The sequence below is a fragment of the Pseudomonas sp. NA-150 genome, from assembly GCF_044336365.1.
Classification (GTDB): domain Bacteria; phylum Pseudomonadota; class Gammaproteobacteria; order Pseudomonadales; family Pseudomonadaceae; genus Aquipseudomonas.
The window spans coordinates 6,729,519-6,748,771 of sequence record NZ_CP172305.1; the positions used below are offsets into that span (position 1 = coordinate 6,729,519).

Here is a 19,253-nt window from a genome sequence, read left to right on the forward strand (position 1 = left end):
AAACTCAAGCCGTACCCTGCGCCGCGCCACCCTCCAGCTTGCGCCATAACAATCGCACGTTAGCCTTGCGCACCAGCGCGCAGCGGTACAGGCGAATCTCCAGCGGAACATGCCATTGCGGGCCGCCGCACACCACTAACTCACCGCGCGCCAGTTCGGCGCGCACACTGAGTTGCGGCACCCAGGCAATGCCCAACCCTTCCAGCGCCATGCTTTTCAGGCTGTCGGCCATGGCCGTTTCATAGACGGTGGTGTAACGCAGGTTGCGCTGACGCAACAGCAGATTCACCGAACGCCCAAGAAACGCACCGGCACTGTAGGCCAACAGCGGCACGCTGGCGTCATTTTCCAGATCGAACAATGGCTGACCATTGGCGTCGGCGGCGCATACCGGGAGCATTTCCGTATTCCCCAGGTGCAGCGACGGAAAAATCTCCGCATCCATTTGCAAAGCGGCATCAGGGTCATAAAACGCCAGCATCAAATCGCAGCCGCCCTCACGCAATGCATGTACCGCATCGCCGACGTTGGTTGCCACCAGTCGCGTCGCGATGTTCAGCCCTTCGTTGCGCAATTGCGCGATCCAGCGCGGGAAGAAACCCAAAGCCAGAGAGTGCGCGGCAGCCACCTGCATGACCTCGCCCTGCCCGCCTTCCAGATGATGCAGATGACGCAGCACTTCACCCAGTTGCTCGACCACCGTCCGCGCGGTGACCAGAAACAACTGCCCGGCTGCGGTCAGCTCGATCGGCGTGCGCGAGCGATTGACCAGCGTCAGGCCCAACGCTGATTCCAGGCTGCGGATCCGGCGACTAAATGCCGGCTGCGTCACGAAACGGCGCTCGGCCGCTTGAGAGAAGCTGCGGGTGGCGGCCAAGGCGCTGAAGTCCTCCAGCCATTTACTTTCAAGGTTCATCATGTCCTCCAGGACACGCTCGTATTCTCTTCATACGCTCGTCACAATCCGAACGTCACATCGTCATTATGCCGAATGTGCATAGGACAGCGTTTAACAGCATTAGCCCGGAATCGTCCACAGGCCTAGCATTAGGGGTGTTCCGGCATTGTCCGTGCCTCTCTTGAGACTATCTCTATCATGTCCTCCGCTGCATCATTGCGCATCGAAAAAGACCTGCTTGGCGTCCTCGAAGTACCCGCTGACGCGTATTTCGGCATCCAGACCCTGCGGGCGGTGAATAACTTCCACCTCTCCGGCGTCCCGATTTCGCACTACCCGAAGCTGGTTGTAGCACTGGCGATGGTCAAACAAGCCGCCGCTGACGCGAACCACGAGTTGGGCCATCTGAACACCGCCAAGCACGCGGCGATCAGCGAAGCCTGCGCCCGTCTGGTCCGCGGCGATTTCCACGAGCAGTTCGTGGTCGACATGATCCAAGGCGGCGCTGGCACTTCAACCAACATGAATGCCAACGAAGTCATCGCCAACATCGCGCTGGAGGCCATGGGTCACAGCAAGGGCGAATACCAATACCTGCACCCGAACAATGACGTGAACATGGCGCAGTCGACCAACGACGCTTACCCGACGGCGATCCGCCTGGGTCTGTTGCTCGGTCACGACGCCCTGCTCGCCAGCCTCGACAGCCTGATCCAGGCGTTCGCCGCCAAAGGCCAGGAATTCAATCACGTCTTGAAAATGGGCCGTACCCAGCTGCAAGACGCTGTGCCGATGACCCTCGGCCAGGAATTCCGTGCGTTCGCCACTACCCTGAATGAAGACCTCAACCGTCTGCGCAGCCTGGCTCCGGAACTGCTGACTGAAGTGAACCTCGGCGGCACCGCGATTGGCACCGGCATCAACGCCGACCCGCGCTATCAAATGCTGGCCGTACAGCGTCTGGCAACCATCAGCGGCCAGCCGCTGGTGCCGGCAGCCGACCTGATCGAAGCCACGTCCGACATGGGTGCTTTCGTCCTGTTCTCGGGCATGCTCAAGCGTACCGCGGTCAAGCTGTCGAAAATTTGCAACGACTTGCGCCTGCTGTCCAGCGGCCCACGCACCGGCATCAACGAAATCAACCTGCCGGCGCGTCAGCCGGGCAGCTCGATCATGCCAGGCAAGGTCAACCCGGTTATCCCGGAAGCGGTCAACCAGGTCGCGTTTGAAATCATCGGTAACGATCTGTCGCTGACCATGGCGGCCGAAGGCGGTCAATTGCAGTTGAACGTGATGGAGCCGCTGATTGCTTACAAGATCTTCGACTCGATCCGCCTGCTGCAGCGCGCCATGGACATGCTGCGCGAGCACTGCATCGTCGGCATCACCGCCAACGAAGAGCGCTGCCGCGAGCTGGTCGAACACTCGATCGGTCTGGTTACCGCGCTGAACCCGTACATCGGCTATGAAAACGCCACCCGTATCGCCCGCATCGCGCTGGAAAGCGGCCGTGGCGTACTGGAACTGGTCCGCGAAGAAGGCTTGCTCGACGACGCCATGCTCGCCGACATCCTGCGTCCGGAAAACATGATTGCTCCGCGCTTGGTGCCTCTGAAGGCCTGAACGCAGTAATACGCTCACCAGGTTGAGGGACTAGACACCTCTCACCCTTTTGAGGGCCTTGAGATCATTCTCCTGGCCCTTTTTTTCATTTTTTTTTCGCCCCGCATTCAAGCGCGATGCCGTGGGTGCGTGGTATCGGTATCCTGCGTGACTTAGCCTGTCGAACACTCAAGGAGCAACGCCATGAATCGCGAAACCCCGTCACCTGCCCAGCACGTCATGGTGTTGTACACCGGTGGCACCATCGGTATGCAGGCCAGCGCTAACGGACTGGCGCCTGCATCGGGGTTCGAGGCGCGAATGACCGAGCAATTGGCTGCCCAGCCGGAGTTGATCGTGCCCAACTGGCGGTTTCGCGAGTTGTTGCCGCTGATCGATAGCGCCAACATGACCCCCGCTTATTGGCAGCGCCTGCGCGAAGCGGTAGTCGAAGCAGTGGATGTCGATAGCTGCGATGCGGTGCTGATCCTGCATGGCACCGACACCCTGGCCTACAGCGCGGCGGCGATGAGTTTCCAGTTGCTCGGCCTCAATGCGCCGGTAGTGTTTACCGGCTCGATGCTACCGGCGGGCGTCGAAGACAGCGACGCCTGGGAAAACCTCAACGGCGCCCTGCTCGCCCTGGGCAAAGGGCTGGCGGCAGGCGTGCAACTGTACTTCCACGGCGAACTGCTGGCGCCGACCCGCTGCGCAAAAATCCGCAGCTTCGGTCGTCATCCATTTGCTGCGTTGCAGCGCTCGAGCGGCGGTGAATCCGCACAACCACTGCCGGCAGCCTTGGATTATCGCCAACCAAAAAGCCTCGCCAATGTAGCCGTACTACCGCTGTTTCCCGGCATCGGCGCACAGCATCTGGACGCCTTGCTCGACAGCGGAATTCAGGCGCTGATACTCGAATGCTTCGGCAGCGGCACCGGCCCCAGCGACAACCCGGACTTCCTCGCCAGCCTCAAGCGCGCGCAGGACAAGGGCATCGTGGTGGTTGCGATTACGCAATGTCATGAAGGTGGCGTCGAGCTGGATGTCTACGAAGCCGGCAGCCGCCTGCGTGGCGTTGGCGTATTGTCTGGTGGCGGCATGACGCGCGAAGCGGCGTTCGGCAAACTCCATGCACTGCTGGGTGCCGGGCTTGTTCAGGCTGAGGTGCGGCGTTTGGTTGAGCTGGATGTGTGTGGGGAGTTGCGGTAGGTAACTCTCCACCTCTTAGATGATGGCTTGCAGCCCCTTATCAGCGATGACATTAAGCAATTTGAGAGCTGGCCCAGCGGGTCGAGTCGTCCCCAGCTCCCATTTGCGCACGGTTGATGCAGTTGTGTGCAAATGATGTGCAAATACTGGCTGGCTGAAATTCAACGCCTCTCGCAGATGTTTGATGTCCGCTGCACTGAACTCCCTGACTGGCGCAGGTGAGATCGCATGGAACTCTCGCATCGTCACTTTGTTGATTGCACCGACATCATAAAGATCGACCAAATCGGAACGTAGCGACTCGATGATTTTGCTAGCCACAATGAATCTCCTCTAATACACCCGCCTCCAACGCCTTGGACATCGAATTCGCTGATAGCGTCAAAAACACTCTGCCTGCGAATTGCAGAGCCTTCTTTTCGTCCTGCCTGATATTCGCCGTTGCACTCTTCGCAAACCCCAGCAGAAATACATAACGTGAGCCGATCTTTGCAGAGAGCAGAGTCCGGTAGCCTCCACGCTTCCCAGCACCCAAACGCGCCACACGCTTTTTATAAAGGTGGCCACCCAGATCTGCATCAATCAGACCGTTTTCCATTTCCTTCACCGCATTGCATAACGCCGTGTCGGGTAGCTTTTCCTGCTGCTGCCATTTCGCGAAGTCCCTTCGCTTCAAGATCATCATCGACTCTCCAATCCTCGATGTATACCCGTAACGGGCATCCTTGTATAGGTTTTCATAGTCCCGTTCAGTAGCGACCCGTTCTAGAACCGCAAAGATTGGCATACGAATACAGCTACCTGAGAAGCTTCCTCCGTTTTATTTCGTGACCGCATAAGACGGTCCATATTTCACCCCCACGGCATAAACCTTGCCTCACTCTCCGACTGTTACCCACCCCGGGCGCCGTTGGATTTCGCTGATGCTGCACTCCCACCTCACTACCCTCAACGCTGTATCCCTGGTGCTCAACACTTTCAGCGCCGAAGGCTTGCCCAGCGATGCCTTGCTGGCGGGCAGCGGGATCTCTGCGGCGGACTTGAGCCGGGCCGATATTCGCATCACCACCACCCAGGAAATGCAGGTCTGCGCCAACGCCGTGGCATTGCGTGGCGAGATCGGCCTGGAGTTGGGGCGGCACATGCATGTGTCGTCGTATGGCGTGCTCGGTTACGCGTTGCTCACCAGTGCCACCTTCGGTGACGCCCTGCGCCTGGCGCTGGCCTACCCGGCGCTATTGGGAACACTGTTCGACCTGCAACTGCGCGAAGACGGCGAGCGTATTTGGCTCAGTGCCAGCGATTATCGTGACAGTGAAAGGCTCGCGGTGTTTAACGTCGAATGGTGCCTCGCCTCGATGAAGCTGATTTGTGACGACCTGCTGGGTAAATCGCTGCCCTTACTGGAAGCACGTTTCACTCACGCGGCTCCGGATTATCAGGACAGTTACCACGAAAGCTTTCCCTGCCCGCTGCAGTTCAATCATCGGGGCGACGACTGCGCCTTCGCCTTCGACAAACGCTGGCTCGATCAGCCCTTGCCGCTGGCCGACCGCATCACCCATCAGGACATGCATGAGCGCTGCCGGCGATTGAATATCGAGTTCACCGGACGTCAGGCCTGGCTCGGGCGAATCCGCCAACTGCTCGCCGACCAACTGAGCTGCGCGCCGGGTATCAACGGTCTTGCCGAGCAGATGAAATGCTCGGAGCGCACGCTGCGCCGGCATTTGCAGGCATTGGGTTGCAGCTATCAGGAACTGCTGGATCAACTGCGCTTTGAACGGGCCAAGCAGTTGTTGCATGAGGATCAACTGCCCATTCACCGCATCGCCGAAGAGCTGGGGTTTAGCGAGACCGCCAGCTTCCGCCATGCCTTCGTGCGCTGGAGCGGCGTCGCGCCGAACCATTTCCGTATATAGAAAGACGTTTATAGAAAGGCGCCTTTAGCCGCCGCCCCGATTTGAAGCGCAACGCCTCAATAAAGGGCGATATCCGGTCAACACTATTGGCCATATTTATCCCCTTTTGGCCGTTCCCGTCGTTCACTGATCCGTCTCGCCCCCCAAGAATGAGGCACAGCCCAGCCTTGAGGAAAACAACAATATGCTGACGATCTATTCCGACGATCACCACCTGCACCATGGCCGCAGCGAGTTGATAGACGGGCAGTTGATGCCCTGTTTTGAAATGCCGTCGCGCGCCGATCACATCTTGCAGCGGGTCATGGATCGTAAGTTGGGACCCGTCGAAGCGCCAACGGACTTTGGCATGCAGCCGATCAAACGCGTCCATGACGAAGGTTTCCTGGCTTTCTTCCAAAGCGCGTGGCAGCGCTGGGCCGAGATGAATGTCGAAGGCGATATCCTGCCGTTCACCTGGCCGGCCCGCAGCCTGCGCAAGGTGAAACCGACCAGTCTGCTGGGGCAGTTTGGTTACTACAGCTTCGACGCTGGCGTGCCCATCACCGCCGGCACCTGGCAAGCGGCCTACAGCGCCGCGCAAGTCGCGTTGACTGCCCAGGCCGCGATCCAGAAGGGCGCCAACAGTGCGTTCGCCCTCTGCCGACCACCGGGACATCACGCCGCTGCCGACGTCATGGGCGGCTACTGCTACCTCAATAACGCCGCCATCGCCACCCAGGCGTTTCTCGATCAGGGCCACAAGAAAGTCGCGATCATCGATGTCGATTACCACCACGGAAACGGCACGCAGTCGATCTTCTACGCACGCAATGACGTGTTGTTCACCTCGATCCACGGCCATCCCGAAGCCGAGTTTCCGTTCTTTCTCGGCTATGACGACGAGCCCGGCGAAGGTCCAGGCGAAGGCTTTAACTTCAACTATCCACTGGCGGCCGGCAGCGGCTGGAACGAGTGGAGCGCGGCGCTGGAGCAGGCCTGCAAGCAGATCGCGGCCTATGCCCCGGATGTGTTGGTGGTCTCCCTGGGCGTCGACACCTTTAAGGACGACCCGATCTCGCAATTCAAGCTCGATAGCCCTGATTACCTGGCCATGGGCGAGCGCCTCAAGCGCCTCGGCCTGCCGACCCTGTTTGTGATGGAAGGCGGCTATGCCGTCGAAGAAATCGGCATCAACGCAGTGAATGTGTTGGAAGGTTTTGAACGCGTCTGACCCCACGACCTATCGGAAGACAATAATGAAAACAGCTAAACGTCTTATCGCCCCCGTATTGTGCGCGACCCTGTTGTGTGGCGCGGTCCAGGCCGAAGAGCAGCGCACCCTGCGCGTCTACAACTGGTTCGACTACATCACCCCAAAAACCCTCGAAGACTTCAAGACCGAGACCAAGACCAAGCTGATCTACGACATTTTCGACACCAACGAGGCGCTGGAAGCCAAGCTGCTGACCGGCAACTCTGGCTACGACGTGGTGGTGCCGTCCAACGTATTCCTCGCCAAGCAGATCCAAGCCGGCGTGTTCCAACCACTGGATCGCAGCAAGCTGCCGAACTGGAACCATCTCGATCCAAAGTTGATGAAACTGCTGGAAGCCAACGATCCGGGAAACAAATTCGCGGTGCCTTACATGTACGGCACCATCCTGATCGGCTTCAACCCGGCCAAGGTCAAGGAAGTGTTGGGCGACAACGCCCCGGTGGACAGCTGGGACCTGATCTTCAAAGAAGAGAACATCAGCAAGCTCAAGCAGTGCGGCGTGGCGATGCTCGATTCGCCATCGGAAATCCTGCCGCTGGCCTTGCAACACCTCGGTCTGCCGCCTAACAGCAGCAACCCGGCCGACTACGCCAAAGCCGAAGCGCTGATGCTGAAAATCCGCCCGTACATCACCTACTTCCACTCCTCGAAGTACATGGCTGACATCGCCAACGGCGACATCTGCGTGGCCGTGGGTTACTCGGGCAGCTTCTCGCAAGCCGCCAACCGCGCCAAGGAAGCCAAGAACGGCGTGGTGGTCGACATGCGCCTGCCGAAAGAAGGCGCGCCGATCTGGTTCGACATGCTCTCGATTCCCAAGGGCGCAAAAGACCCGGAAGACGCTTACACCTTCATCAACTACCTGCTGCAACCGAAGGTGATTGCACCGATCAGCGACTTCGTCGGCTACCCGAACCCGAACAAAGACGCGACCACACTGGTCAGCGAAGACATCCGCAACAACCCGAACCTGTACCCGACCGATGAGGCGATGAAAACCCTCTACACCCTGCAACCGCTGTCCCATGAAGGCGAGCGTGCGCGGACTCGGGCCTGGACCAAAATCAAGTCGGGTACTTAACAGCACCCATTCTGTAGGAGCCAACTTGTTGGCGAGAGGGCCTGACGCGGAGTGTCGGCCAAACGCCTCGCGAACAAGTTCGCGCCTACAGTCCTGCCAAGCATTTTGATGGAACAAAGCTACCCTCTTCGTGCTCAACACCTATCTGGATGTTCTGCTGCACGTCACTGAGGGTTAATTCAATGGGCTCGTCTTCATCGTCTTCTTCCATCGACCATCTTTGCATCAACACCATCCGCACCCTGGCGATGGACGCCGTTCAAAAAGCCAACTCCGGCCATCCGGGCACGCCGATGGCGTTGGCTCCGGTGGGCTACACCTTGTGGAACCAATTCCTGCGCTATCACCCCGAGCACCCTGACTGGCCGAACCGCGACCGTTTCGTGCTCTCCGTCGGCCATGCCTCGATGCTGTTGTATTCGTTGCTGCACTTGGCTGGCGTGATCGAGATCGACGCAGACGGCAAGCCAACCGGTAAACCGGCCGTCAGCCTGGACGACATCAAAAACTTCCGCCAACTCGATTCGAAAACCCCTGGCCACCCGGAATACCGCATGACCACGGGCGTTGAAACCACCACAGGCCCGCTCGGCCAAGGCTGCGCCAATAGCGTCGGCATGGCGATGGCCGAACGTTGGCTGGGCGAGCGTTTCAATCGCCCCAACGCGAATCTGTTCGATTACAGCGTCTACGTGCTCTGCGGCGACGGCGACATGATGGAAGGCGTTAGCGGTGAGGCGGCATCGATTGCCGGGCATCTCAAACTGGCCAACCTGTGCTGGATCTACGACAACAACACCATCACCATCGAAGGCCACACCGAACTGGCGTTCAATGAAGACGTGCAAGCGCGCTTCAAAGGTTATGGCTGGAACACGCTTCACGTCACCGACGCCAACGACGCCACGGCCTTGGCCAAAGCGCTGAACACCTTCAAACACACCACAGACGTGCCAACGCTGATCGTGGTTGATAGCGTGATCGGCTACGGCGCGCCGCATAAACACAACACCGCAGCGGCCCACGGCGAACCCTTGGGCGTTGAAGAAATCAAGCTGACCAAACAGTTTTACGGCTGGGACGAAAACGCCAGTTTCCTGGTGCCGGAAGAAGCCCGTCATCACCTGCGCGATGTATTGATAGAGCGCAATAGCGACGAACACGACACCTGGAAAAAGACCCTCGCCGCCCTCGAACACAGCGACCCGAAGCTGGCCGATGAGTTACGCCGCATGCGCGCTGGCGAGATGCCGGATCAATGGCAAGACAAGCTGGAACACTTCGAGGCTGACGCCAAAGGCCAGGCGACTCGCGCATCAGGCGGCAAAGTGCTGAATGCCTTCGCCGCGAAAATCCCGTGGCTGATCGGCGGCTCGGCCGACTTGTCGCCCTCGACCAAAACCAACCTCACCTTCGATGGCGCGGGCAGTTATTCCGCCGAGAACTATAGCGGTCGCAACCTGCACTTTGGCATCCGCGAACACGCCATGGGCTCGATTGCCAACGGGTTGGCGCTGTCGTACATCCGCCCGTACACCTCGACCTTTCTGGTATTCAGCGACTACATGAAGCCGCCGATTCGCCTGGCGTCGATCATGGAATTGCCGGTGGTGTTCGTCTTTACTCATGACTCCATTGGCGTGGGCGAAGACGGGCCGACGCATCAGCCCATCGAGCAGTTGACCCAGCTGCGCGCTACACCCGGCCTGCTGACGTTGCGCCCCGGTGATGCCAACGAAACCACTCAGGCGTGGAAGATCGCCTTGGCGCAGACCCATCGGCCGTCGTGCATCGTGTTGTCACGGCAACCCATGCCGACCTTGGACCGCTCGGTTTATGCCTCCGCCGAAGGCACCGCGAAAGGCGCTTATGTGCTGGCGGATGCTGAAAAGGGTCAGCCAAGAGTGATCTTGATCGCGACCGGCAGTGAAGTGGGCATGACCGTCGCGGCGTTCGAACGCTTGAAGGCTGAAGGCGTGGCCGCCCGCGTGGTGTCGATGCCGAGTTGGGAGTTGTTCGAAGACCAGGACCAGGCTTATCGCGACAGCGTGTTTCCGCCCGGCGTCAGCGCTCGCGTGGTAGTCGAACAGGCCGGGCCTGTGGGCTGGGACCGCTATGTTGGCAACACTGGCGCCAAGATCGTGATGAACACCTTCGGCGCCTCGGCGCCGATTGAGAAGCTACAGGCCAAGTTCGGTTTTACGGTGGAAAACATCGTGAAGGTGGCGAAGAAACAACTACTGTAGGAGCGAGCTTGCTCGCGATGGCGGCCTGTCTGACGCGGCGTCATCGCGGGCAAGCCCGCGCCTACAGGGCTACCTATCTAGCAACCGTTCAGCACGATTTGCCGACGCTCGCCCGGGAAGAAGAATGGCCGCAACTTCACGCCCACACCATTGCCGACAAACGCTGCCACCAACCACACCCAGCCGTGCAGGCTGCCGGAAGCAATGCCGCTGAAATAAGCGCCAATATTGCAGCCGTAGGCCAGGCGCGAACCGTAACCCAGCAACAACCCACCCATCACCGCCGCCACCAGCGAACGAAGCGGAATCTTCAGGCTCGGCGCGAAACGCCCTGCCAGCCCTGCCGCCACCGACGCACCGAGCATGATGCCGATGTCCATCACGCTGGTGATGTCTTCCCACACCGGCGCCGCCAACGCCTTGGCATTACCCGGAATCTGCCAGAACACCCAACTGCTGACATTGACACCCAACTCAGTCGCAACCTTGGCGCCCCACAACGCGAACGCCGAAGTAATGCCCCATGGACGCCCGGCCAGCGCCAGGGTCGCGTAGTTCAACAACGCCAGGCCAATCGCGCCCCACACCAATGGCCACGGTCCACGTAGAAAACGGCGCAAGCCTTGATGATCACTGGTCACGCCCTCCTCCAACTGACCATGACGACCTTTTTCCAGGCGTACCGTTACGGCAGCAATGATCGCGAACAATGCGAGGCTCAACGCCAACGCCGGCATCACACCAAAGCTTTTGACGATGGAGATGGCCGGGAACGCCGGCAGCGAGAACCACCAATCGACATGGTGGGTGGCGATTAGCGAACCGATGATGAAGAACAGCAAGGTCACCAGCATTCGGGCATTACCACCGCCAGCCGTGAACAAGGTCCCCGACGCACAGCCCCCGCCCAACTGCATGCCGATGCCAAAAATAAAGGCGCCAAACACGACGGAAACGCCCGCCGGAGCCACTAGACCGACCACAGGCTGCCCAAATAACGTGCCTGCACCCAGCGCCGGAAAAAACAGCACCACAGCGATGGCCAGCATCACCATTTGTGCGCGCAAGCCCGCACCTCGACGGTCGTTGAGGAACACACGCCAGGCTGAAGTGAAACCAAACGCCGCGTGATAAAGGGTCAGGCCCAAGGCCGCGCCCACCACCAACAACAACACTTGGCGGGAACCGACATTGTTTTGCAGAAACACCGCGCCCAACAACAGCAGGACAAACGCCACTAGCGGCGCAAATGGCTTGCGCGCTGGCGTCACGGAAAGAGGAAGGCTCATGGAAGACTCGGGTTCTCGATGTGAGTGAATGGCAATGGCGCGGAGTATAAACCTTAGGTCCGCCAGACCTGACCCAGCTTTTGCAAGGCCTCGCGGATCGCCGGCTCAGGCACTGCGGCGAAACCCAACACCAATCCGGCACGGTTATCCACAGGCTCGGACGATGTCGGCAGCCAATAATCACTCAGTGGATTGACCTCGACACCGACACTTTCCGCCAGCGCCACCAACTCCCGCTCGCGCGCCTGAGTGGCTACTGGCACCGTCACATGCAGCCCGGCCACCACTTTCGGCATCGCGCCGCAACCGGGTATATCGTCCGGCCACGCCGCCAGCAAGGCATCACGCCGACTCAACGCGGCGCGACGCATGCGCCGGATGTGCCGTTGAAAGTGTCCGGTGGCGATGAACTCGGCCATGACCGCTTGAGTGCCGATTTCCGAGTGACGCATGTCCACCGCACGCCGCTGACTGAAGGCCTCCACCAACCCCACCGGCAGCACCAGATAACCCAGACGCAATGCCGGGAAGGCGATCTTGCCGAAGGTGCCGACGTATAACACCCGGCCATGCTGGTCCAGCGCCGCCAAGGGGGCCAATGGCGCGCCGCTGTAGCGGTACTCGCCGTCGTAGTCGTCCTCGACCACCCAGCCTTGAGTGCGCTCGGTCCAGGCCAGCAGCTCAAGACGTCGCGCAAGGCTCATCGTCACGCCTGTGGGGTATTGGTGCGACGGTGTCACGTACGCCAGCTTGCAGTCCTTCTGCTGCAACTGCGCGCACTGCATGCCTTCGTTATCTACAGGAATGCCGTGCAACTGCGCGCCGGCAATGCTGAATGCATGAGCGGCCGCGCGATAGCCCGGATTTTCAATCGCCACCTGGTCGCCAGGCTCTAATAACAACTGTGCACAAAGGCTGATGGCCTGCTGCGCACCGTTGGTGATCACAATTTGTTCAGCGCTGCAGTGCAAACCCCGTGAGCTACGCAGATAGGCGCAGATCAGCTCGCGCAGACGCCAATCTCCCGCCGCGTCGCCGTACCCCAACTTGCCGAGATCCGGCTTGCGCCAAAAAGCCGCGTGTAACTTGCCCCAAACCGCAAACGGGAACAGGTCGAACGCCGGCACACCTACCCTGAACGCACGTGGCGCATCGCCCCTGGGCCGAGGTAAATGGTTAGTCTGCAGAAGATTCAGCGCCGAGCTGTGGATAACTTTGCTGGATAAAACACCAGCCATCTCGGGCTGTTTTGTGGATAACCCTGTGGGTAAGCCTGTTAATAACCCTGTGGATGCTTTTGTGGATAAAGTTTTTGACGTTTTTTTCGACGACGCCGCATTGGTCGGCAATTGCGCAACGTAGGTGCCATCGCCAATACGCCCTTCGGTGAAGCCTTCGGCGTACAACTGGTCGTAGGCGCGCATCACGCTGTTGCGCGAAATCGACAACGACGCGGCCAAATCGCGGCTGGCCGGCAAGCGGGTACCACTGCTCAGGCTGCCGTCGAGAATTCGCCCGCGCAGGATCTGATACAGCTGGCGGGTCAGACCATGACGGCGATCAAGCTCGATACCGGTGGGGTCGAACGGAAAAGAAGGTTCGCGCGAAGGCATGAATTGGCCCTACGAAATTGACCATTAATGGCTCTTACATCCGACCAATAGGATGCCTAGGATTTAGCCATCGGCCAAGGAAAAAGCTCATGTACATACCCAGCGCATTCAAAGAAGAGGATCTGGCGATCCTTCACCAACAAATTGAAGGCACGCGCCTGGCCACCCTGGTCACTTACGGCGAGCGCGGTCTGCAGGCTAATCACATCCCTCTGCTGCTCAGCCCTGACCAAGGGCCATACGGCACGCTGCATGGCCACTTGTCCAAAGCCAATCCGCAGTGGCAGGAACTGGCGGCAGGCGCCGAAGTGCTGGTGATCTTTCCCGGCGCGGACGCTTACGTCAGCCCGACGTTTTACCCGAGCAAAGCCGAACATGGCCAAGCGGTGCCGACCTGGAATTACCTGGCGATCCACGCGTATGGCGTTGCCGAGGTGTTCCACGACGCCCATCGCCTGCGCAACCTGGTCAGCGCCCTGACCGACAAACACGAGGCCGGGCAACCCAAGCCCTGGACGCTGGAAGACGCGCCCGCCGACTACATCGCCAAGATGCTCAGCGCCATCGTCGGCTTCACGATTCCCATCAATCGTCTCGAAGGCAAACGCAAGCTCACACAGAACCGCAGCGCCGCCGATATCGCGGGTGTACGCGACAAATTGGCCGCCAGTTCAAAACTCAATGAACAAGAAGTCGCCCAATTGATGCGCCAAGGAGAACAACCATGACCGCCCTACAGATCCGTCCTGTGACCAAGGAAGACCACGCCGCCTGGTTGCCGCTGTGGCAGGCATACCTGAAGTTCTACAACACCGAACTGCCTGATGCCGTGACCGAGTCCAGCTGGCAGCGCTTCCTCGACCCGAGCGAAACCACCAACGCCGCCCTCGCCTGGAAAGACGGCAAGGCCGTTGGCATGGTGCATTACATCTATCACCGCTCCAACTGGAGCATCGAAAACTCCTGCTACCTGCAAGACCTGTTGGTCGTGCCTGAGCAACGCGGCACCGGCCTGGGCAGAAAACTGATCGAGTTTGTGAACACCGACGCCAAGGCTGCGGGTGCCGGCAAAGTCCATTGGTTGACCCACGAAACCAACGCCACTGCCATTCAGCTGTATGAACGCATCGCCGAACGCCCTGGGTTCATTCAATTTCGCAAAGCCCTTTAACGCACTGGAAGTCCGTTTATGTCGATCAATCTGAAAGAGTGGCAACCGGTCAAGATCCCGAATGCCAAACCCCTTGAAGGCCGTTTCATCCGTTTGGTGAAGCTTGATCCGGCGCTGCACGGCGACGGTTTGTGGGCCGCCCTGCAAGGCCCTGGCGCTGACGAAAAGCTCTGGGATTATTTGCCATACGGCCCCTTCCTGGAGCGCAAAGACTTCGACACCTGGATTACTCGCCTGGCAGCGGGCACCGACCCATGGTTCTACACGGTGATCGATCGCGAAACCGGTGTTATCGACGGCTACATCACCTTAATGTGCATCGTCCCCGAACATGGCCGTATCGAAATCGGCCACGTCACCTTCGGCGCCGCCATGCAGCGCACTCCAAAAGGCACCGAGGCCATCTACCTGCTGGCCAAGGAGTCCTTCGCCTTGGGCAACCGTCGCCTGGAATGGAAGTGCAACGACAACAACCTGCGCTCCAAACGTGCTGCCGAACGTTTCGGTTTCACCTTTGAAGGCACGTTCCGCAATCACATGGTGGTCAAAGGCAAGAACCGCGATACCTCCTGGTATTCGATCATCGATGAAGAATGGCCAGCGCTGCAGCAGGCGTTCGAGAGTTGGTTGTCGGAAGGGAATTTCCGCGATGGGCAACAAATTAAAACGCTGGAGGTGTTGAGAGCGTCCTGATCGCATTCGAATAACGAACCCTGCCGGGTGCAGACTGATAATGTCGCGCCCGGCGCTTTTCATCCTCGTATTGTTACCGGGCTTCGTCAGAAGTTTGATGTTCAGCGGGTAGAAAACATATCCACACCGTGAACTTCAAGCCATCTAACGACCAGTTACATATATAAACCGCATATAACAGAGCCACCATTGCAAACTTTTCTGAATTGGTTAAAGCTCGTTTGGCTTGCAGGACGCAAGCCAAACGATAAACCAATTCAAGGAAGACCTATCATGCAAACTCCAGAAAATCCGTGGCGCGTTTCCGCGCCAACTCTTCACCTGGGCAAGTATCAAAGTATTATCATTGACCGCGGAGAACTGAAAAAAGCAGTGGCCGGAAGCAATAACCACTATCTGTTTTCGGAAACAGGTGTGGGTGTTCAGTCGGTGGTAATTGTCGGCACGCCTTTGCAGGTGACAGAATTCCTGCTCAACAATCAGACGCGTGGTTTCGAAAGTCAGATAAAATCGCTGCAGGAAATTTATATGGGCATTAGTCCCTACACACCTAAAACGCGATTTTCCGGTGTGTTTCCTCTCAACGAACTACTGGCCAGTGTCGCGGGATTCCTGACCAACCTCCTTCCTACACCGAACTGGGCAACCCTTATCGGCGCGCCTGACCAGTTGAAGAGCCTGAAGAGTGCCATCAACAAGTTGAGCGATAAGGACAAAGCCAAAGGTCAGCTGCTGTACGTGAAATTCAGCTACTTGCCGGAAGACAAAATGCAGTCGATTGGCAAGGGCAAAATTTCTTTTCTGAATGTGCTGCATGCCTTCCAGAAGCACTACAAAAAACCTTAAACACCCACGAGCATTTCAGAATAAAAAAAGGGGAGCCACGAGTGCTCCCCCCAGAGTAAACAATTAAGCGATCAGCGAATCAGCGAATCAGCCCTCGATTTCCACCAGGATCTCGCCAGGGTTGACGCGATCGCCTTTGGCGACATGGATGGCGGTGACCTTGCCGGCGATGGAGGCCTGTACTTCGGTCTCCATTTTCATCGCTTCGGTGATCAGTACGGCTTGGCCGGCCTTGACCATGTCGCCTTCCTTGACCAGTACATCGACGATGTTGCCCGGCATGGTGGTACTGACGTGGCCCGGTGCAGTGGCCTGGGCACGCTTGCCAATGCCGCCGCCGACAAATTCGTTGAGCGGCTCGAACACCACTTCTTCCGGCATGCCATCGATGGACAGATAGAAGTGACGCTTGCCGCCGGCCTTGACGCCGACACCGGTAATATCCACGCGGTAGCTCTCGCCGTGTACGTCGATCACGAACTCGGTAGGTACACCCTCGCCACCCACCCTGCTCACGCCGCCCGCTTCCGGGATTGGCAGCAGCTCTTCAGGTTTCAAGGTGCCCGCTTCGCGTTCTTCGAGGAACTTGCGGCCAATGTCCGGGAACATTGCATAAGTCAGCACATCTTCTTCAGACTTGGCCACTGCGCCGATTTCCAGACGCAGCTTGACCATTTCCGGCTTGAGCAGGTCGGCGGGACGCACATCGATCAGTTCTTCGTTGCCAATCGCCTGGCGACGCAGTTTTTCGTCGACCTGCCCCGGCGCCTTGCCGTAACCGCCTTGCAGATAGAGCTTCACTTCGTTGGTGATGGTCTTGTAACGCTCGCCGGCCAGCACGTTGAAGAACGCCTGGGTGCCGACGATTTGCGAGGTCGGGGTAACCAGCGGTGGGTAACCGAGGTCTTTGCGCACCCGTGGAATCTCGTCCAGCACTTCAGCCATGCGGTTCAGCGCGCCCTGCTCTTTGAGCTGGTTGGCGAGGTTGGAGATCATCCCGCCCGGCACTTGGTTGACCTGCACGCGGGTATCGACGGCGGTGAATTCGCTTTCGAACTGGTGATACTTCTTACGCACGGCGTAGAAATACAGACCGATTTCCTGCAACAGCCCCAAGTCCAGACCGGTGTCGAATTCGCTGCCTTTAAGCGCGGCGACCATCGATTCGGTGCCAGGGTGACTGGTGCCCCAGGCGAAGCTGGAGATCGCGGTGTCGATGTGATCAGCGCCGTTTTCGATACCCTTGAGCTGACACATGGCGGCCAGGCCGGCGGTGTCGTGGGAATGGATAAAGATTGGCAACGACTGCTCGGCCTTCAGTGCCTTGACCAGTTCGCCGGTGGCGTACGGGGTCAGCAGGCCGGCCATGTCCTTGATCGCGATCGAGTCGCAACCCATGGCTTCCATCTGCTTGGCCTGAGCAACAAAGGCGTCAATGGTGTGCACCGGGCTGGTGGTGTAAGCGATAGTGCCCTGGGCATGCTTGCCCGCCGCCTTGACCGCTTCGATGGACACCCGCAGGTTACGCACGTCGTTCATCGCATCGAAGATGCGGAACACGTCGATGCCGTTGACCGCAGCTTTGGCCACGAATGCACGGACCACATCATCGCTGTAGTGGCGGTAGCCCAGCAGGTTCTGGCCGCGCAGCAGCATTTGCAGACGCGTGTTAGGCAACGCCGCGCGCAGTTGGCGCAGACGCTCCCACGGGTCTTCTTTCAGAAAGCGTACGCAGGCGTCGAATGTCGCACCGCCCCAGACTTCCAGCGACCAGTAGCCGACTTTGTCGAGCTTGTCGCAGATCGGCAGCATGTCTTCGGTGCGCATGCGGGTGGCCAGCAGCGACTGGTGAGCGTCACGCAGGATAGTGTCGGTTACAAAGATCTTCTTAGACATGGTGTGTTCCTCACAGGCCTGCGTGGGCGGCGATGGCGGCGGCGATGGCCAGGGCCAGCTCTTCGGGTTTGCGCTTGATCGAGTAGTTGGTCAGTTCCGGGTGGGCTTCAACGAAGCTGGTGTTGAACTGGCCGCTACGAAATTCCGGGTTACGCAGGATTTCCTGGTAGTACGCCGCCGTGGTCTTGACCCCTTGCAGGCGCATGTCGTCCAGGGCGCGCAGGCCTCGGTCCATCGCTTCTTCCCAGGTCAGCGCCCAGACGATCAGCTTCAGGCACATCGAGTCGTAGAACGGCGGAATCGTGTAGCCGGTGTAGATCGCCGTGTCGGTACGCACGCCAGGACCGCCGGGTGCGTAGTAACGGGTGATCTTGCCGAAGCTCGGCAGGAAGTTGTTTTTCGGGTCTTCGGCGTTGATCCGGAACTGCAGGGCAAAGCCGCGGTGAATGATGTCTTCCTGCTTGACCGAAAGCGGCAGGCCGGAGGCGATGCGGATCTGTTCGCGAACGATGTCGATGCCGGTGATTTCCTCGGTGATGGTGTGTTCCACCTGCACCCGAGTGTTCATCTCCATGAAGTACACCTCGCCCTCGGCGAGCAGGAACTCCACGGTACCGGCGTTCTCGTAACCCACGGCCTTGGCTGCACGCACCGATAGGTCGCCGATGTAAGCGCGCTGTTCCGGGGTCAGCTGTGGGCTTGGGGCGATTTCGATCAGCTTCTGATTGCGACGCTGGATCGAGCAATCACGTTCGAACAAGTGCACGACGTTGCCGAAGCTGTCACCGAGGATCTGCGCCTCGATGTGCTTGGGATTGACGATGCATTTTTCGAGGAAAACTTCCGCCGAACCGAAGGCCTTGGTGGCTTCCGAAATCACGCGAGGGAACGCCTGCTCCAGTTCTTCGCGGCTGTTGCAGCGACGAATACCGCGACCGCCACCACCGGACGTGGCCTTGAGCATCACCGGATACCCGATGCGCTCACCTTCGACCAGCGCTTCAGCGATGTCGGCAACGTTACCTTCGGTGCCTGGCGTGACCGGAACACCGGCCTTGATCATGCTGCGGCGGGCTTCGGTCTTGTCGCCCATGCGGCGAATGACTTCTGCCGAAGGGCCAATGAATTTAATCCCACGTTCGGCGCAGATGTCTGCGAGTTCGGCGTTTTCCGAAAGGAAACCGTAACCAGGATGCAGCGCGTCACAGCCGGTCTCCACGGCCAGGTTGACCAGCTTGCGTGGGTTCAGATAACCCGCGAGCGGTTCCGCACCAATGCTGTGGGCTTCGTCTGCGCGTTTCACATGCAGGGCATGGCGGTCGGCGTCGGAATAGATCGCGACCGAGCGGATGCCCATCTCGGCGCAAGCACGCACGATTCGGACTGCAATTTCACCGCGGTTGGCGATCAGGATTTTTTTTATCACTGGAATTTCCTCGACCGTTAAAACAGACGAACCGGCTCAGCCAGTCGGCGCGTGGCTGCATGTTGAGTTGCAGTCGCGTTGCGAGAGCTACCCTAAGCCGGAA

17 protein-coding genes are annotated in these 19,253 nt (G+C 59.0%); 10 read left to right on the forward strand and 7 right to left on the reverse strand.

Annotation, left to right across the window (positions count from 1 at the left end):
• Positions 1 to 4 precede the first annotated feature (4 nt).
• Positions 5 to 916, reverse strand: coding sequence for a LysR substrate-binding domain-containing protein (locus ACF0H7_RS31335; RefSeq protein ID WP_397450643.1), 912 nt, complete (start codon positions 914 to 916; stop codon positions 5 to 7).
• A gap of 180 nt (positions 917 to 1,096) precedes the next feature.
• Between ACF0H7_RS31335 and aspA the strand changes: the two genes are divergently transcribed.
• Together aspA and ACF0H7_RS31345 are read left to right on the forward strand one after the other, a co-directional pair.
• A complete protein-coding gene (gene aspA / locus ACF0H7_RS31340) occupies positions 1,097 to 2,521 on the forward strand; it encodes an aspartate ammonia-lyase (RefSeq protein WP_397450644.1) in 1,425 nt (474 codons plus the stop codon).
• A gap of 183 nt (positions 2,522 to 2,704) precedes the next feature.
• Positions 2,705 to 3,709, forward strand: coding sequence for an asparaginase (locus ACF0H7_RS31345; RefSeq protein ID WP_397450645.1), 1,005 nt, complete (start codon positions 2,705 to 2,707; stop codon positions 3,707 to 3,709).
• A gap of 15 nt (positions 3,710 to 3,724) precedes the next feature.
• Here ACF0H7_RS31345 and ACF0H7_RS31350 read toward each other — a convergent pair whose 3' ends face one another.
• Together ACF0H7_RS31350 and ACF0H7_RS31355 are read right to left on the reverse strand one after the other, a co-directional pair.
• Positions 3,725 to 4,030, reverse strand: a complete 306-nt coding sequence (locus ACF0H7_RS31350; RefSeq protein WP_397450646.1) for a helix-turn-helix domain-containing protein — start codon at positions 4,028 to 4,030, stop codon at positions 3,725 to 3,727.
• A complete protein-coding gene (locus tag ACF0H7_RS31355; RefSeq protein ID WP_397450647.1) occupies positions 4,023 to 4,394 on the reverse strand; it encodes a type II toxin-antitoxin system RelE/ParE family toxin in 372 nt (123 codons plus the stop codon). Before ACF0H7_RS31355 ends, ACF0H7_RS31350 begins: the two co-directional genes overlap by 8 nt.
• Before the next feature lie 238 nt (positions 4,395 to 4,632).
• On the opposite strand from ACF0H7_RS31355, the gene ACF0H7_RS31360 reads away from it, so the two are divergent.
• From ACF0H7_RS31360 to tkt, 4 genes are all read left to right on the forward strand, one after another.
• Entirely contained in the window at positions 4,633 to 5,631 is a 999-nt protein-coding gene (locus ACF0H7_RS31360) for an AraC family transcriptional regulator (protein ID WP_397450648.1), read from the forward strand.
• A 184-nt stretch (positions 5,632 to 5,815) separates the two neighbouring features.
• A complete protein-coding gene (locus tag ACF0H7_RS31365; RefSeq protein WP_397450649.1) occupies positions 5,816 to 6,844 on the forward strand; it encodes a histone deacetylase family protein in 1,029 nt (342 codons plus the stop codon).
• Positions 6,845 to 6,869: 25 nt separating this feature from the next.
• Complete coding sequence (locus ACF0H7_RS31370) at positions 6,870 to 7,970, forward strand: polyamine ABC transporter substrate-binding protein (protein WP_397450650.1); 1,101 nt, start codon at positions 6,870 to 6,872, stop codon at positions 7,968 to 7,970.
• Between the two features lie 182 nt (positions 7,971 to 8,152).
• Complete coding sequence (tkt, locus tag ACF0H7_RS31375) at positions 8,153 to 10,216, forward strand: transketolase (protein ID WP_397450651.1); 2,064 nt, start codon at positions 8,153 to 8,155, stop codon at positions 10,214 to 10,216.
• Positions 10,217 to 10,293: 77 nt separating this feature from the next.
• On the opposite strand, the gene ACF0H7_RS31380 is transcribed toward tkt, so the two are convergent.
• Both ACF0H7_RS31380 and ACF0H7_RS31385 read right to left on the reverse strand, forming a co-directional pair.
• A complete protein-coding gene (locus tag ACF0H7_RS31380) occupies positions 10,294 to 11,505 on the reverse strand; it encodes a YeeE/YedE family protein (protein ID WP_397450652.1) in 1,212 nt (403 codons plus the stop codon).
• Positions 11,506 to 11,558: 53 nt separating this feature from the next.
• Entirely contained in the window at positions 11,559 to 13,118 is a 1,560-nt protein-coding gene (locus tag ACF0H7_RS31385) for a PLP-dependent aminotransferase family protein (RefSeq protein WP_397450653.1), read from the reverse strand.
• A gap of 89 nt (positions 13,119 to 13,207) precedes the next feature.
• Between ACF0H7_RS31385 and ACF0H7_RS31390 the strand changes: the two genes are divergently transcribed.
• From ACF0H7_RS31390 to ACF0H7_RS31405, 4 genes are all read left to right on the forward strand, one after another.
• Positions 13,208 to 13,846 carry an FMN-binding negative transcriptional regulator gene (locus tag ACF0H7_RS31390; RefSeq protein ID WP_397450654.1) on the forward strand — a complete coding sequence of 213 codons (639 nt, stop codon included), beginning with the start codon at positions 13,208 to 13,210 and terminating at the stop codon, positions 13,844 to 13,846.
• Positions 13,843 to 14,289, forward strand: coding sequence for a GNAT family N-acetyltransferase (locus ACF0H7_RS31395; RefSeq protein WP_397450655.1), 447 nt, complete (start codon positions 13,843 to 13,845; stop codon positions 14,287 to 14,289). The genes ACF0H7_RS31390 and ACF0H7_RS31395 overlap by 4 nt, the downstream gene beginning before the upstream one ends.
• Before the next feature lie 18 nt (positions 14,290 to 14,307).
• Positions 14,308 to 14,982 carry a GNAT family N-acetyltransferase gene (locus ACF0H7_RS31400; RefSeq protein WP_397450656.1) on the forward strand — a complete coding sequence of 225 codons (675 nt, stop codon included), beginning with the start codon at positions 14,308 to 14,310 and terminating at the stop codon, positions 14,980 to 14,982.
• Between the two features lie 273 nt (positions 14,983 to 15,255).
• On the forward strand, positions 15,256 to 15,828 hold the full coding sequence (locus ACF0H7_RS31405; RefSeq protein ID WP_397450657.1) for a hypothetical protein: 573 nt from the start codon (positions 15,256 to 15,258) through the stop codon (positions 15,826 to 15,828).
• A gap of 87 nt (positions 15,829 to 15,915) precedes the next feature.
• Here ACF0H7_RS31405 and oadA read toward each other — a convergent pair whose 3' ends face one another.
• Together oadA and ACF0H7_RS31415 are read right to left on the reverse strand one after the other, a co-directional pair.
• Positions 15,916 to 17,724 carry a sodium-extruding oxaloacetate decarboxylase subunit alpha gene (gene oadA, locus ACF0H7_RS31410; RefSeq protein ID WP_397450658.1) on the reverse strand — a complete coding sequence of 603 codons (1,809 nt, stop codon included), beginning with the start codon at positions 17,722 to 17,724 and terminating at the stop codon, positions 15,916 to 15,918.
• A gap of 10 nt (positions 17,725 to 17,734) precedes the next feature.
• Entirely contained in the window at positions 17,735 to 19,150 is a 1,416-nt protein-coding gene (locus ACF0H7_RS31415; RefSeq protein WP_397450659.1) for an acetyl-CoA carboxylase biotin carboxylase subunit, read from the reverse strand.
• Positions 19,151 to 19,253: the final 103 nt, after the last annotated feature.

Bases quoted from the DNA above. Each gene is read 5' to 3' on its own strand.
- aspA (WP_397450644.1), top strand. From the start codon at position 1,097: ATGTCCTCCGCTGCATCATTGCGCATCGAAAAAGACCTGCTTGGCGTC.
- ACF0H7_RS31360 (WP_397450648.1), top strand. From the start codon at position 4,633: ATGCTGCACTCCCACCTCACTACCCTCAACGCTGTATCCCTGGTGCTC.
- oadA (WP_397450658.1), bottom strand. From the start codon at position 17,724: ATGTCTAAGAAGATCTTTGTAACCGACACTATCCTGCGTGACGCTCAC.
- ACF0H7_RS31345 (WP_397450645.1), top strand. From the start codon at position 2,705: ATGAATCGCGAAACCCCGTCACCTGCCCAGCACGTCATGGTGTTGTAC.
- ACF0H7_RS31365 (WP_397450649.1), top strand. From the start codon at position 5,816: ATGCTGACGATCTATTCCGACGATCACCACCTGCACCATGGCCGCAGC.
- ACF0H7_RS31395 (WP_397450655.1), top strand. From the start codon at position 13,843: ATGACCGCCCTACAGATCCGTCCTGTGACCAAGGAAGACCACGCCGCC.
- ACF0H7_RS31390 (WP_397450654.1), top strand. From the start codon at position 13,208: ATGTACATACCCAGCGCATTCAAAGAAGAGGATCTGGCGATCCTTCAC.
- tkt (WP_397450651.1), top strand. From the start codon at position 8,153: ATGGGCTCGTCTTCATCGTCTTCTTCCATCGACCATCTTTGCATCAAC.
- ACF0H7_RS31405 (WP_397450657.1), top strand. From the start codon at position 15,256: ATGCAAACTCCAGAAAATCCGTGGCGCGTTTCCGCGCCAACTCTTCAC.
- ACF0H7_RS31355 (WP_397450647.1), bottom strand. From the start codon at position 4,394: ATGATGATCTTGAAGCGAAGGGACTTCGCGAAATGGCAGCAGCAGGAA.
- ACF0H7_RS31400 (WP_397450656.1), top strand. From the start codon at position 14,308: ATGTCGATCAATCTGAAAGAGTGGCAACCGGTCAAGATCCCGAATGCC.
- ACF0H7_RS31370 (WP_397450650.1), top strand. From the start codon at position 6,870: ATGAAAACAGCTAAACGTCTTATCGCCCCCGTATTGTGCGCGACCCTG.
- ACF0H7_RS31335 (WP_397450643.1), bottom strand. From the start codon at position 916: ATGAACCTTGAAAGTAAATGGCTGGAGGACTTCAGCGCCTTGGCCGCC.
- ACF0H7_RS31380 (WP_397450652.1), bottom strand. From the start codon at position 11,505: ATGAGCCTTCCTCTTTCCGTGACGCCAGCGCGCAAGCCATTTGCGCCG.
- ACF0H7_RS31385 (WP_397450653.1), bottom strand. From the start codon at position 13,118: ATGCCTTCGCGCGAACCTTCTTTTCCGTTCGACCCCACCGGTATCGAG.